The sequence below is a fragment of the Pseudomonas sp. YQ_5 genome, from assembly GCF_043103305.1.
Taxonomy (GTDB): Bacteria; Pseudomonadota; Gammaproteobacteria; order Pseudomonadales; family Pseudomonadaceae; genus Aquipseudomonas; species Aquipseudomonas putida_Y.
Window position 1 is genome coordinate 51332 of record NZ_JBICJS010000120.1, and the last position, 12600, is coordinate 63931.

Genomic DNA, 12600 nt, shown 5'->3' on the forward strand with positions numbered 1-12600 from the left:
GGAGGGCCATCTGCCTCATGCCTGCTGCTACCGACCTCGCCAATGCCTGGTTTGCCAAGCGCGGCTGGAAGCCCTTCGCTTTCCAACGGCGCGTATGGGCTGCCGTCGAACGGGGCGAGTCCGGTTTGCTGCATGCCAGTACCGGTGCAGGCAAGACCTACGCGGTATGGCTCGCTGCGCTACGTGCGTTCAAGGCTGGGCCGCAAGGCCGCCAGCCAGCGCCCTTACAGGTGGTGTGGGTGACGCCCATGCGTGCCTTGGCCGCCGACACCGCACGTGCGTTGCAAGCGCCGCTCGATGAGCTCGAGCTGCCGTGGAGCGTGGGGGTGCGCAGCGGCGATACCAACAGTGCCGAACGCGCCCGACAGGCCCGGCGGCTACCCAGTGTGCTGATCACCACCCCCGAAAGCCTGACCCTGCTGCTGACCCGGCCACAGGCACGTGAGGATTTCGCCACGCTGCAGCTGGTGGTGGTGGATGAATGGCACGAGCTGCTTGGCAACAAGCGCGGGGTACAACTGCAACTGGCCTTGGCGCGCCTGCGGCATTGGCACCCGGGCCTACCGACCTGGGGCTTGTCGGCAACGCTCGGCAACCTGCAACACGCACTGGATGTCTTGCTGCCGCAGGGCGGCCTGCTGGTGCAAGGCCGGCAAGACAAGGCGCTGCAAGTCGACACCCTGCTGCCAACAGTGATCGAGCGCTTCCCTTGGGCTGGGCACATGGGCCTGAAGATGCTCGACCAGGTCTGTCACGAGATCGACGCCAGTGCCAGTAGCCTGGTGTTCACCAACACCCGTGCCCAGGCCGAAGTCTGGTATCAGGCCCTGCTTGAGGCCCGCCCGGACTGGGCCGGGCTGATCGCCCTGCACCACGCCTCGCTGGCCCGCGATACCCGCGACTGGGTCGAGCGCAGCCTCAAGCAAGGCAGCCTGAAGGCGGTAATCTGCACGTCCAGCCTGGACCTGGGCGTGGACTTTCTGCCAGTGGAACGGGTGCTGCAGATCGGCTCGGCCAAGGGCATCGCCCGCCTGATGCAGCGGGCGGGTCGTTCAGGACACGCGCCTGGGCGGCGCTCCAGGGTCACCCTGGTGCCCACCCATAGCCTGGAACTGGTGGAAGCGGCGGCGGCCCGGCAGGCACTGACAGCCGGCCACATCGAAGCTCGTTTTTCACCGCGCCTGTGCATGGACGTGCTGGTACAGCATCTGGTCAGCATGGCCTTGGGCAGTGGCTTTCGCCCGGAGCAACTGCTCGCCGAAGTGCGCAGCACCTGGGCCTTTCGCGAGTTGCGCGACAACCAATGGCAATGGGCGCTGGATTTCGTCTGCCACGGCGGCAGCTCACTGACCGCTTACCCGGACTACCAGCGCGTCGAGCGTCAGGCCGACGGTGTTTATCGGGTTACCAGCGAACGCTTGGCGCGGCGCCACCGTATGGGCATCGGCACCATCGTCAGCGATGCCAACCTGCAATTGAAATACTGGAGCAAGGGCGGCGGGGGGAAAACGCTGGGCAGTGTTGAAGAAGCGTTCATCGCTCGCCTGCGCCCCGGCGATACGCTGGTGTTTGCCGGGCGGGTACTGGAGTTGGTGCGTGTGGAAAACATGACGGCCTATGTGCGTCGCAGCACCGCGCGCAAGGCCGCTGTGGCGCGCTGGAACGGCGGGCGCATGCCGCTCTCGAGCGAGCTGGCCGAGGCGCTGGTCGAGCAGCTCGATGCTGCAGCCCATGAACGCTTTGACGGGCCGGAAATGCGCGCAGTACGCCCACTGCTTGGGCTTCAGGCACAGTGGTCAGCCTTGCCCACCACAGGCACACTGCTGGCCGAGACCTTCAAGTCCCGTCAGGGCTGGCATCTGTTCCTGTACCCCTTTGCCGGGCGCATGGCCAACCTGGGCTTGGCCAATCTGATTGCCTGGCGGGTCAGCCGCGCACAACCGCTGTCGGTGTCGATTGCCGTCAATGACTACGGATTCGAACTCCTCAGCCCTGCCAAGGTGGACTGGGCTACGCACCTGCCGCAAGCGCTAGGCACCGGGCATCTGCTGGAAGATGTGCTGGCCAGCCTGAATGCCGGGGAAATGGCACTGCGGCGCTTTCGGGAAATTGCCCAGATTGCCGGCCTGGTGTTTGGCGGCTATCCCGCCGCGCAGAAGAGTACGCGGCAGATCCAGGCCTCCAGCGGCCTGTTCTATGAGGTGTTTCGCAAACACGACGCAGGGAATTTGCTGCTTGGCCAGGCGCGGGATGAGGTATTGAGCGAAGAGCTGGAAATCGAGCGGCTACGTCGGCAATTGCTAAAAATGAGCGCGTTGCAACTGGACCTGCGGGCGTTGAAGCGGCCAGGGCCACTGGCGTTTGCCTTGCTGGTGGAAGGCATGCGCGAGACGTTGAGCACCGAGAAACTGGCAGACCGGATTGCGCGGATGGTGGCGGACCTGGAGCAAGCGGCGGACGCGGAATGAATTACCAACCCATCGAACACTGTGGTCAGGTGCTCTGGCTGCTCGCCGACAAAGCCATCTACTGGCCCGCCCGCCGGGCCCTGCTGGTGGCCGACGTGCACATCGGAAAGGCCGCCAGCTACCGTGCCCTGCATCAACCGGTGCCACGCGGAACGACTGAGGCGACACTCGCCCGGCTCGATAGCTTGCTGGCCGCGCATGACTGTGAGCAACTGATCATCCTGGGCGACTTTCTGCATGCCCGCACGGCCCGTGCACCGGCAACGCTGGCCAAAGTGGATGATTGGCGCAAGCGGCACAAAGAACTGAAAATAGTGCTCATACGCGGCAATCATGACCGCAACGCCGGCGATCCACCCGCCTCGCTCGATATTCAGGTCGTGGACGAGCCTTGGGTTCTGGAGCCCTTTGCCCTGCAGCACGAGCCGCAGCTCCACCACACACACCCGGTACTGGCGGGCCACGTACACCCAGTCTTCGTCCTGCGAGGCAAGGCCCGTCAGCGCCTGCGCCTGCCTTGCTTCCTGATCGATGAGCAGGTCAGCCTGCTACCTGCATTCGGTGAGTTCACCGGAGGGTGGGAAATAACGCCCGCCAGCGCCAGCCGCGTGTACCTGGCTGGCGCTGACCGCGTCTGGACGCTGTAGCGACGCTCAGGCAACAGGGGCGGGAGGCGCCTCGTCCGGCAAGGTCGGCTCGCCAGGCTCCATGGGTGGCGTCTCACCGGGCTCCGGCGGTTGTGGAGTATCGGGGTCAGGTTGATGAGGCACGCCCCCCGCCTGCATGGGCAGCGGGTGCGCCAGCAGTGACCAGGGCAACAACCCTACGTGATTGGGCTGCAGGCCTGCCAGCTTGGCACTGATTGCGGGATGGAGTTTCATTGGCTGCTCCTGACGAAAGCCGATGCACATCATGCACACCGGCGTTACTTCGTTGGAGTGCCAAAGGCGCGGGTAATTCCCCGCGCTTGTCGGCTCAGGTACGCGGCAGGGTGACGCCGCGCTGGCCCTGGTATTTGCCGCCACGGTCCTTGTACGACACTTCGCACTCTTCGTCGGACTGCAAGAACAGCATCTGCGCCACGCCTTCGTTGGCGTAGATCTTCGCCGGCAGCGTGGTGGTGTTGGAGAACTCCAACGTCACGTGGCCTTCCCACTCGGGCTCGAGCGGCGTGACGTTGACGATGATGCCGCAACGGGCGTAAGTGCTCTTGCCCAGGCAAATGGTCAGCACGTCACGGGGAATGCGGAAATATTCGACAGTGCGCGCCAGGGCGAAAGAGTTTGGCGGGATGATGCACACGTCGCTCTTGATATCGACGAAGCTGCCAGCATCGAAATTTTTCGGATCGACGGTAGCCGAGTTGATGTTGGTGAACACCTTGAATTCGTCGGCGCAGCGTACGTCGTAGCCATAGCTGGAGACGCCGAAGGAGATCACGCGGTTGTCCTGCTCGCCGCGCACCTGGCGCTCGACGAAGGGTTCGATCATGCCGTGTTCCTGCGCCATGCGGCGAATCCACTTGTCCGATTTGATGCTCATGGCGGGGTGTCCTGAAGAGTTGCGTGGTGAAAATCGTGATGCGCATATTACCGGTCCCGGCGCCCAGGTTAAAGTTCCATCCCTAATCCCGCGCCGGGTGGGGGCTGCAGCAGCCGCCGATCCGAATTTGCCTAAAGCGGCTTCTGACCATTGGCAGGTTGCGGAAAGTGGGGTAAGGTGTTGCCACTGTGCTGCACGTGACACCGAGAATCTCTAGTTTGATGCACGATCCTGATCGGCCCATCGCTGAATTTTCTGCTCTCTTTGCGCTCAGTCCCGGGCAGGGTTTTTCCTGACCGTTATCAAATTGTCCAAGGAGACAGAAAAATGTCCAACCGTCAATCCGGTGTTGTTAAGTGGTTCAACGACGAGAAAGGCTACGGCTTCATCACCCCTCAGTCGGGCGACGACCTGTTCGTGCACTTCAAAGCCATCCAAGCTGACGGCTTCAAAACCCTGAAAGAAGGCCAGGCTGTTACTTTCGTCGCTACCCGCGGCCAGAAAGGCATGCAGGCTGAAGAAGTTCAGATCGCCTAAGTCGATCTAGCTTCCTAGCTTTCAAAAAAACCCGCCTTCTGGCGGGTTTTTTCATGCCTGCTCGAAATAGGCGCTGGCCTCTTCGCAGGCTCACCCGCTCCCCAGGGACTGCACAGATTTCAAGTGCGGCGCAGTCGCTGTGTGCGGGCAAACCCGGTATGACAGGTCAGTCTTCGCTGATGGTAATGCTCGGCATTGCCGGTGCCGCTGCTTCCTGCAGCACGATCCGCGCGCCCACCTGGCGGGCCAGTTCCTGGTAAACCATGGCAATCTGGCTTTCCGGCTCGGCAATCGCAGTCGGCTTGCCGCTGTCGGCCTGCTCACGGATCAGCATCGACAACGGCAGCGACGCCAGCAGGTCGACGCCATACTGGCTGGCCAGCTTCTCGCCGCCACCTTCACCGAACAGGTGTTCGGCATGGCCGCAATTCGAGCAGATATGCACAGCCATGTTCTCGACCACGCCCAGCACCGGAATGTTGACCTTACGGAACATTTCCACGCCCTTCTTGGCATCCAGCAGCGCCAGGTCCTGCGGCGTGGTGACGATCACCGAACCGACCACCGGCACCTTTTGTGCCAGGGTCAGCTGGATGTCACCGGTACCCGGTGGCATATCGATCACCAGGTAATCCAGGTCATCCCAAGCGGTCTGGGTGACCAGTTGCAGCAGCGCGCCCGACACCATCGGACCACGCCATACCATTGGCGTGTTGTCGTCGGTGAGGAAGGCCATCGACATCACTTCCACGCCGTGGGCCTTGATCGGCACGAACCACTTCTGCTCGCGAATCTGTGGACGGGTACCCTCGGCAATGCCGAACATCACACCCTGACTGGGGCCGTAGATATCGGCATCGAGGATACCTACCCGGGCACCCTCGCGCGCGAAGGCCAAGGCCAGGTTGGCTGCGGTGGTCGACTTGCCCACACCGCCCTTGCCCGAGGCCACGGCGATGATGTTCTTGACGTTGGCCATGGCTGGCACTTGGGCCTGGGCCTTGTGCGCAGCCACCACGCAGTCGATCGAAACTTGGGCACCAGTGACACCCTCAAGGCCGCCGATGGCGGTCTGCAGCACCTGGGCCCAGCCGTTCTTGAACAGCCCAGCGGCATAACCCAACTGCAACTGCACGCTGACCTGCCCGCCCTGGATATCGATGGCGCGCACGCAGCCGGCGCTGACCGGGTCCTGGTTCAGGTAGGGGTCGGTGTACTGGCGAAGCACGCCTTCAACGGCGGCACGGGTGACGGCACTCATGGAGACTCCCATTGGCAAACTGAATGTAAAACAGCCGCCTATCCTAACCCGTCAATCGTCAGCAGATACGCTTGCGGGGTGAAATATCTTCGCCAGCCCTTTATAGTGGCCGATCATCCTCATTTTTACCCCGTAGCCAGATAAGTAGCCGAGCCACCATGTCCGAGCCACGCCAGATTCTCGTCACCAGCGCCCTGCCCTATGCCAATGGATCGATCCATCTCGGCCATATGCTGGAGTACATCCAGACGGACATGTGGGTGCGCTTCCAGAAGCTGCGCGGCAACCAGTGCATCTATGTCTGCGCCGATGACGCCCACGGTTCGGCCATCATGCTGCGCGCCGAAAAGGAAGGCATCACCCCGGAACAGCTGATCGCCAACGTCCAGGCCGAGCACAGCAGCGATTTCGCCGACTTCCTGGTGGACTTCGACAACTTCCACTCCACCCACAGTGAAGAGAACCGCGAGCTGTCGAGCCTGATCTACTCGCGCCTGCGTGAAGCCGGGCACATCGCCACCCGTTCGGTGACCCAGTACTTCGACCCGGAAAAAGGCATGTTCCTCGCCGACCGCTTCATCAAGGGCACCTGCCCGAAGTGCGCGGCCGAAGACCAGTACGGCGACAACTGCGAAAAATGCGGCGCCACTTACGCACCTACCGAGCTGAAGAACCCCAAGTCAGCGATCTCCGGTGCCACCCCGGTACTGCGTGATTCCCAGCACTTCTTCTTCAAGCTGCCAGACTTCCAGGCCATGCTGCAGCAATGGACCCGAAGCGGCACCCTGCAGGACGCGGTAGCCAACAAGCTGGCGGAATGGCTGGATTCCGGCCTGCAGGAGTGGGATATCTCCCGCGACGCGCCGTACTTCGGCTTCGAGATCCCGGGTGAGCCTGACAAGTACTTCTACGTATGGCTGGATGCGCCGATCGGCTACATGGCCAGCTTCAAGAACCTCTGCGCACGCCGCCCGGAACTGGACTTCGACGCCTTCTGGAACGAGGGCTCCAAGGCCGAGCTGTACCACTTCATCGGCAAGGATATCGTCAACTTCCACGCCCTGTTCTGGCCAGCCATGCTCGAAGGCGCCGGCTTCCGCAAGCCGACCGCGGTCAACGTGCACGGCTACCTGACGGTCAACGGCGCCAAGATGTCCAAGTCGCGCGGCACCTTCATCAAGGCCCGCACCTATCTGGACCACCTGCAGCCGGAATACCTGCGTTACTACTATGCGGCCAAGCTGGGCCGTGGCGTCGACGACCTGGACCTGAACCTGGAAGACTTCGTGCAGAAGGTCAACTCCGACCTGGTCGGCAAGGTCGTCAACATTGCCAGCCGTTGCGCCGGTTTCATCCACAAGGGCAACGAAGGCGTGATGGTAAGCGGTGATGCCGCGCCTGAGCTGACCGAAGCCTTCCTGGCTGCCGCGCCCTCCATCGCCGAAGCCTATGAGGCCCGTGATTTTGGCCGCGCCATGCGCGAAATCATGGCACTGGCCGACCGCGCCAACGCCTGGATCGCCGACAAGGCACCGTGGTCGCTGGCCAAGCAGGAAGGCAAGCAGGATGAAGTCCAGGCCATCTGCGCCCAAGGCATCAACCTGTTCCGCCAGCTGGTGATTTTCCTCAAACCGGTACTTCCGGTGCTGGCTGCTGACGCCGAGGCATTCCTCAACGTGGCCCCGCTGACCTGGAACGACCACCTGACACGTCTGGAAAACCACCCGCTTAACCCGTTCAAGGCCCTGATGAGCCGTATCGAGCCGGCCAAGGTCGAAGCCATGATCGCTGCCAGCAAGGAAGACCTGCTGGCTGCCGAAGCCAATGCCCCGGCGGGCAATGGCGAACTGACCAAGGACCCGCTGTCGGCAGAGATCGAGTTCGATACCTTCGCGGCCGTCGACCTGCGCGTGGCGCTGATCGTCAAGGCTGAAGCCGTAGCGGGTGCCGACAAGCTGCTGCAACTGACCCTGGACATTGGTGACGAGCGCCGCAACGTGTTCTCCGGCATCAAGTCGGCCTACCCAGACCCGTCCAAGCTGGAAGGCCGCCTGACCATGATGGTAGCCAACCTCAAACCACGGAAGATGCGCTTTGGCGTGTCCGAGGGCATGGTCATGGCTGCCGGCCCTGGCGGTGAAGAAATCTACCTGCTGAGCCCGGACAGCGGCGCCAAGCCAGGCCAGCGCATCAAGTAACTCCCCTGCGGGCCATTGTGGGAGCGGCCTGCCCGCTCCCACAATACGCAGGCCCCTTCATGTCAAATCCGGACAATCGCCCTGATTCCCGGCTATCGTCATCTCATGAATGACTACATCCTGGTCCTGATCAGCGCCGCACTGATCAATCACCTGTGCCTGCTCAGACAGCCACTCTCCGGGTTGCAACTACAGGTGCACGGCCTGGCCTGCGCCCTGTGCATTGCCCTGGGCGTAATCGGCGCGCAACTGCTGGCGTACGCCGTACTTGCCCCGTTGCACATCCACGATCTTGCCCTGTTCCTGCTATTGCCTTGGCTGGCTTTGCTCGCCTGGGGCCTGCCCTGGCTACTGGCCAAGTGGCGCCCAGCCTGGCCCGTAGTGGGGTTGCCAGCGCTGCTGTTGAGCAATGCCGCAGCGCTTGGGGTGGCTCTACAACAGGCAAGCGACGACGTCAGCTGGCCAACCGCGCTACTCCAAGGCTTGCTGACGGCTGGCGGCTTCTGGCTGACGCTGATGGTGTTCGCCGACCTGCACCAGCGCAGCGTCCACGCCGATATCCCCGACGCGCTGCGCGGCCTGCCCATCCAATTGATCGGTGCCGGGGTAATGGCCATGGCGTTTTCCGGCTTCAACGGGATGTTTGGCCAATGAGCAGCCCCGATCCGCGCCTGCGCACCAGCATGGGCCTGGTGTTGCTCGCCTGCACGCCTGGACTGCTGGCGCTAATGTGGCTGCATGGCTGGGGCATGGTGCTGAACCTGTTGCTGTGTGCCAGTGCCGCGCTGCTGTGCGAAGCATTGCTGCTGGCACTGCGCAATCAATCACTGAGCCAGGCGCTAAACGACGGCAGCGCACTGGTAACCGTCGTGCTACTGGCGGCCGCCCTGCCCACCCTGGCGCCATGGTGGCTGCCGGTCATCGCGGCATGTGTTGCGATCGGCATCGGCAAGCAGGCCTATGGTGGGGTCGGGCGAAATCTGTTCAATCCGGCCATGGTGGGTTACGCCTTCGTGCTGCTCAGCTTCCCATTGCAGATGAACCATTGGCCGGCACAGGCCCCGGGCCTGCTCGACAGCCTGCAGCAGGTGTTCGCTGGGGGCGATCAGATTGATGCCTGGGCCCGTCCGACATTGCTCGACGGCCTACGCCACAACCGCAGCCTGACCATTGACGAGCTGTTTGCCAGCCATCCGGGCTTTGGCAGCATTGGTGGGGCAGGCAGCGAATGGGTCAACCTGGCATTCCTGCTTGGCGGCCTGTTTTTGTTGCAGCGCAAGGTGATCAGTTGGCATGCACCGGCAGGTTTGCTGGCTGGGCTATTGATATTCAGCCTGTTGGGCTGGAATGGTTCGGGGTCGGACTCCAATGGCTCGCCTTTGCTGCACCTGTTTTCCGGCTCGACCATGCTGGCAGCATTCTTCATTGCGACCGAGCCGGTGTCCGGCCCCAGAAACGACTGGGCCAAGTTGTGCTTCGGCCTGGGAACAGGGCTGCTCATCTACCTGATTCGTACCTGGGGCAGCTACCCGGATGGCACCGCGTTCGCCGTCCTGCTGATGAACCTTTTGGCACCGGCACTCGAGCGCGTGGCTGTGCAACGTCAGCAGGCAGCCCGATGAAGCATGGAGCTCGGGATGTGGGCCTGCTGCTACTGACTGGAGTATTGGCAGTGTCAGTCACCCTGGCCTGGCGGCAGTGGACCAGCCCGGCCATCGCCAGCGCCGAAAAACAAATGCAAAGCCGCCAGCGGCTGGCCGTGCTGCCCGAAGGCAGCTATGACAACCAGCCCCTGGAAAGCCCACTGCCAAGGCCCGCCGCACAGCGGCCCAACAGCCGTATCCTGGCGGCTTACCGTGCCACTATGGCAGGCAAGCCAAGCGCCATAGTTCTGGTCACACAGGCGCAGGGATATGTCGGGCCAATCGTGCTGAGCGTCGCGATCGCCACAGACGGCCGGCTGATCGGCAGCCAGGTCGTCGAACAACAGGAAAGTCCCGGGCTGGGCGCTCACCTGGCTGACCCACAGCTGCAGTGGCTGAAACAGTTCGACAACCGCCATCAGGGCGATCACTGGGCGCTAAAGCGGGACCAGGGTGATTTTGACCAGTTGGCCGGCGCAACCGTGACCTCGCGGGCAGTGATCGCCGCGTTGCAGGACGCACTGAATTATTTCGATGAGCAGCGTAGTGTATGGCTGGAGGGCGCCGCGCATGAATAGGTTTTGCCTGCTGGCCATGAGCCTCGCGCCCCTGTTGGGCGCCACCCGAACGCTGGGTGAAGGCGCGGCCATCGGCCTGTGCGCAGTGGTGATGGGATGCCTGCACCAACTGTTGCTGGCCCCCCTGCGTAAACGCGTCGCCAGCTGGGCATATGTACTGGCCAGCCTGCTGCTACTGGCAGCTCTGGCCAGCTGCCTGCAGTTGGCCATGCGGGCCTGGCTGCTACCACTGGCGATTGCACTGGGTCACTATCCCGCATTGTTGTGCCTGCAATGCCTGGCCAGTGACCATCTGCTTCCTGACCAACGCCGCTGGCACGTGCTCGCAAAGCACCTCGGCGCTGTCTTTGCCAGTTGCCTGCTGCTGGGCGCCAGCCGCCAATGGCTGGCTGACCATACCGAGCTGCACCTGGCCAGCCTCGCCCCCGGTGCGCTACTGCTGCTGGGATTGCTGTTGGCCTTGTACAATCGCCTGCGTCCGGGCTCTGCCCATCCACATCGTCAAGGAAAGCCCTGATTTCATGAATGCCGCCAAACGCCTGGAGATTTTTCGCAGGCTGCACGAAGACAACCCCGACCCAAAGACCGAACTGGCCTACACGACCCCGTTTGAACTGCTGGTCGCCGTGACACTGTCCGCGCAATCCACCGACGTCGGCGTCAACAAGGCCACTGCCCGCCTGTTCCCCGTCGCCAACACCCCCGAGGCCATCTATGCCCTGGGCGTTGAAGGCCTTAGCGAATACATCAAGACCATCGGCCTCTACAACAGCAAGGCCAAGAATGTCATAGAAGCGTGCCGGCTGCTGATCGAGCGCCACGACAGCCAGGTACCGCAAACCCGCGAAGCGTTGGAAGCGCTGCCCGGCGTCGGCCGTAAAACCGCCAACGTGGTGCTTAACACCGCGTTTCGCCAACCGGCGATGGCAGTGGACACCCATATCTTCCGGGTGAGTAACCGCACGGGTATCGCGCCAGGTAAAACGGTGCTGGAAGTGGAAAAGAAACTGCTCAAGTTCGTACCAAAGGATTACCTGCTCGATGCCCACCACTGGCTGATCCTGCACGGGCGCTATGTGTGCCAGGCGCGCAAGCCACGGTGCGGCAGCTGCAGGATCGAAGATTTGTGCGAGTACAAGCACAAAACCTCCGACGATTGAGCCGATAGGCAGAAACCAATCAGGTCGATTGAAAAAATCTTTTTTACCAGCGTCTGCTTTCTGGTTATAAGGACGGCCAATGGCCCCTTGGCTTGGAGCGACTCATGAGTACCGATAAAGACGACCTGTCGATCGATGATGATTTTGTTGCCGCAGACGATGACGCGGAACCACAGGTTGAAACCGCAAAGACCAACCTGAGCAAACGCCGCACCATCGACAACATGCTAGAAGAACGGCGCCTGCAGAAGCAGCTGGCCGATTTCGATTACGACCTTTAGTTCTGGCCCTTTAGTCATGGATCGTTAGCCTTGGCAAAGCCTCCTGGCTGGAGGCTTCAAGGCCTGGCGGTCAGTTCAGACCTTGCCGTTGCGCCAGCTCGATCAGGTCAACCAGTGACCGTGCGTTGAGCTTGAGCAAGAGCCGCGACTTGTAGGTACTGACCGTCTTGTTGCTGAGGTACATGCTGTCGGCAATCTCCTTGTTCGAACGCCCTCGCGCCAGTTGTTGCAGCACGGTCATCTCTCGCGCAGAAAGGCGATTCACCATATCCGTCTCACTGCTCGCGCCCCTGCCACGTGACGCATGCAAGGCCTGGTTGGGGAAGTAGCTGTAACCCGACAACACAGCCTTGATAGCGCTGAGCAGCTCGGTAAGCTCCTGCTGCTTGCACACGTAACCCGCCGCCCCCGCCTGCATGCAGCGCATCGAAAAGTTACCGGGAGCCTGCGACGTCAGCACCAGCACCTTGCTACCCGGGCTGAATGTCGCCATGCGGGCGATCACCTCCAGGCCATCCAGTTTCGGGATACCGATATCCAGCACCACAATATCCGGCAGGTGTTGCCGTGTCAGCTGCAGCGCAGCCACCCCATTATCAGTCTCCGCCACAACGTCATACCCATGCCGCTCCATCAGCATGCGTACGGCCAGGCGTATGACCGGATGATCATCCACGATAAGCACTTTATTCATGCGATATCCATACATTGTTGTTGCTTTGGCACGCCACGATAACCGACAGGACGCTTGCTGGCGCGGCGATTTACCAGTGAAAGCCATGGACAGACAAAACCTACAGAGCTTACAGAAACTTCCTACACATTAAGACTATGGTTGTAACAAACAAATTACTTATTACCGAAAGAAACGGTACCACCCACTAACATAAACGCACCAGTTGAATACTGATCTTCAGCAGAGGAGAACTTCC

14 protein-coding genes are annotated in these 12600 nt (G+C 61.8%); 10 read left to right on the forward strand and 4 right to left on the reverse strand.

Annotated elements, in window-relative coordinates:
- Positions 1–17: 17 nt before the first annotated feature.
- Together ACF8EA_RS25505 and pdeM are read left to right on the forward strand one after the other, a co-directional pair.
- Entirely contained in the window at positions 18–2468 is a 2451-nt protein-coding gene (locus ACF8EA_RS25505; RefSeq protein ID WP_392523670.1) for a ligase-associated DNA damage response DEXH box helicase, read from the forward strand.
- Positions 2465–3115 carry a ligase-associated DNA damage response endonuclease PdeM gene (gene pdeM / locus ACF8EA_RS25510; protein WP_274149004.1) on the forward strand — a complete coding sequence of 217 codons (651 nt, stop codon included), beginning with the start codon at positions 2465–2467 and terminating at the stop codon, positions 3113–3115. Before ACF8EA_RS25505 ends, pdeM begins: the two co-directional genes overlap by 4 nt.
- A gap of 6 nt (positions 3116–3121) precedes the next feature.
- On the opposite strand, the gene ACF8EA_RS25515 is transcribed toward pdeM, so the two are convergent.
- Together ACF8EA_RS25515 and dcd are read right to left on the reverse strand one after the other, a co-directional pair.
- Entirely contained in the window at positions 3122–3349 is a 228-nt protein-coding gene (locus tag ACF8EA_RS25515) for a hypothetical protein (protein WP_021781983.1), read from the reverse strand.
- Positions 3350–3443: 94 nt separating this feature from the next.
- Positions 3444–4010, reverse strand: coding sequence for a dCTP deaminase (gene dcd / locus ACF8EA_RS25520; protein WP_003254920.1), 567 nt, complete (start codon positions 4008–4010; stop codon positions 3444–3446).
- Between the two features lie 327 nt (positions 4011–4337).
- Between dcd and ACF8EA_RS25525 the strand changes: the two genes are divergently transcribed.
- On the forward strand, positions 4338–4547 hold the full coding sequence (locus ACF8EA_RS25525; RefSeq protein ID WP_003254922.1) for a cold-shock protein: 210 nt from the start codon (positions 4338–4340) through the stop codon (positions 4545–4547).
- 166 nt (positions 4548–4713) lie between these two features.
- Here ACF8EA_RS25525 and apbC read toward each other — a convergent pair whose 3' ends face one another.
- Positions 4714–5808: an iron-sulfur cluster carrier protein ApbC gene (gene apbC / locus ACF8EA_RS25530; RefSeq protein WP_084850138.1), complete on the reverse strand. Its 1095-nt coding sequence runs from the start codon at positions 5806–5808 to the stop codon at positions 4714–4716.
- Positions 5809–5966: 158 nt separating this feature from the next.
- Here apbC and metG point away from each other — a divergent pair, with 158 nt between their 5' ends.
- The 7 genes from metG (at position 5967) to ACF8EA_RS25565 (ending at position 11668) form a co-directional block, all read left to right on the forward strand.
- On the forward strand, positions 5967–8006 hold the full coding sequence (gene metG / locus ACF8EA_RS25535; protein ID WP_392523673.1) for a methionine--tRNA ligase: 2040 nt from the start codon (positions 5967–5969) through the stop codon (positions 8004–8006).
- A 105-nt stretch (positions 8007–8111) separates the two neighbouring features.
- Positions 8112–8660 carry an Rnf-Nqr domain containing protein gene (locus tag ACF8EA_RS25540; protein WP_021781980.1) on the forward strand — a complete coding sequence of 183 codons (549 nt, stop codon included), beginning with the start codon at positions 8112–8114 and terminating at the stop codon, positions 8658–8660.
- Positions 8657–9628, forward strand: a complete 972-nt coding sequence (locus ACF8EA_RS25545; protein ID WP_392523675.1) for an RnfABCDGE type electron transport complex subunit D — start codon at positions 8657–8659, stop codon at positions 9626–9628. Before ACF8EA_RS25540 ends, ACF8EA_RS25545 begins: the two co-directional genes overlap by 4 nt.
- Positions 9625–10227, forward strand: coding sequence for an RnfABCDGE type electron transport complex subunit G (locus tag ACF8EA_RS25550; protein ID WP_021781978.1), 603 nt, complete (start codon positions 9625–9627; stop codon positions 10225–10227). The genes ACF8EA_RS25545 and ACF8EA_RS25550 overlap by 4 nt, the downstream gene beginning before the upstream one ends.
- Positions 10220–10744, forward strand: coding sequence for an Rnf-Nqr domain containing protein (locus ACF8EA_RS25555; RefSeq protein ID WP_021781977.1), 525 nt, complete (start codon positions 10220–10222; stop codon positions 10742–10744). The genes ACF8EA_RS25550 and ACF8EA_RS25555 overlap by 8 nt, the downstream gene beginning before the upstream one ends.
- Positions 10745–10748: 4 nt before the next feature.
- Positions 10749–11387, forward strand: a complete 639-nt coding sequence (gene nth, locus ACF8EA_RS25560) for an endonuclease III (RefSeq protein WP_010952257.1) — start codon at positions 10749–10751, stop codon at positions 11385–11387.
- A gap of 104 nt (positions 11388–11491) precedes the next feature.
- Positions 11492–11668, forward strand: a complete 177-nt coding sequence (locus ACF8EA_RS25565; RefSeq protein ID WP_003254937.1) for a PA3496 family putative envelope integrity protein — start codon at positions 11492–11494, stop codon at positions 11666–11668.
- Positions 11669–11738: 70 nt separating this feature from the next.
- Here the strand turns inward: ACF8EA_RS25565 and ACF8EA_RS25570 are convergent, their stop codons facing one another.
- Positions 11739–12362, reverse strand: a complete 624-nt coding sequence (locus tag ACF8EA_RS25570) for a response regulator transcription factor (protein ID WP_021781976.1) — start codon at positions 12360–12362, stop codon at positions 11739–11741.
- Positions 12363–12600: the final 238 nt, after the last annotated feature.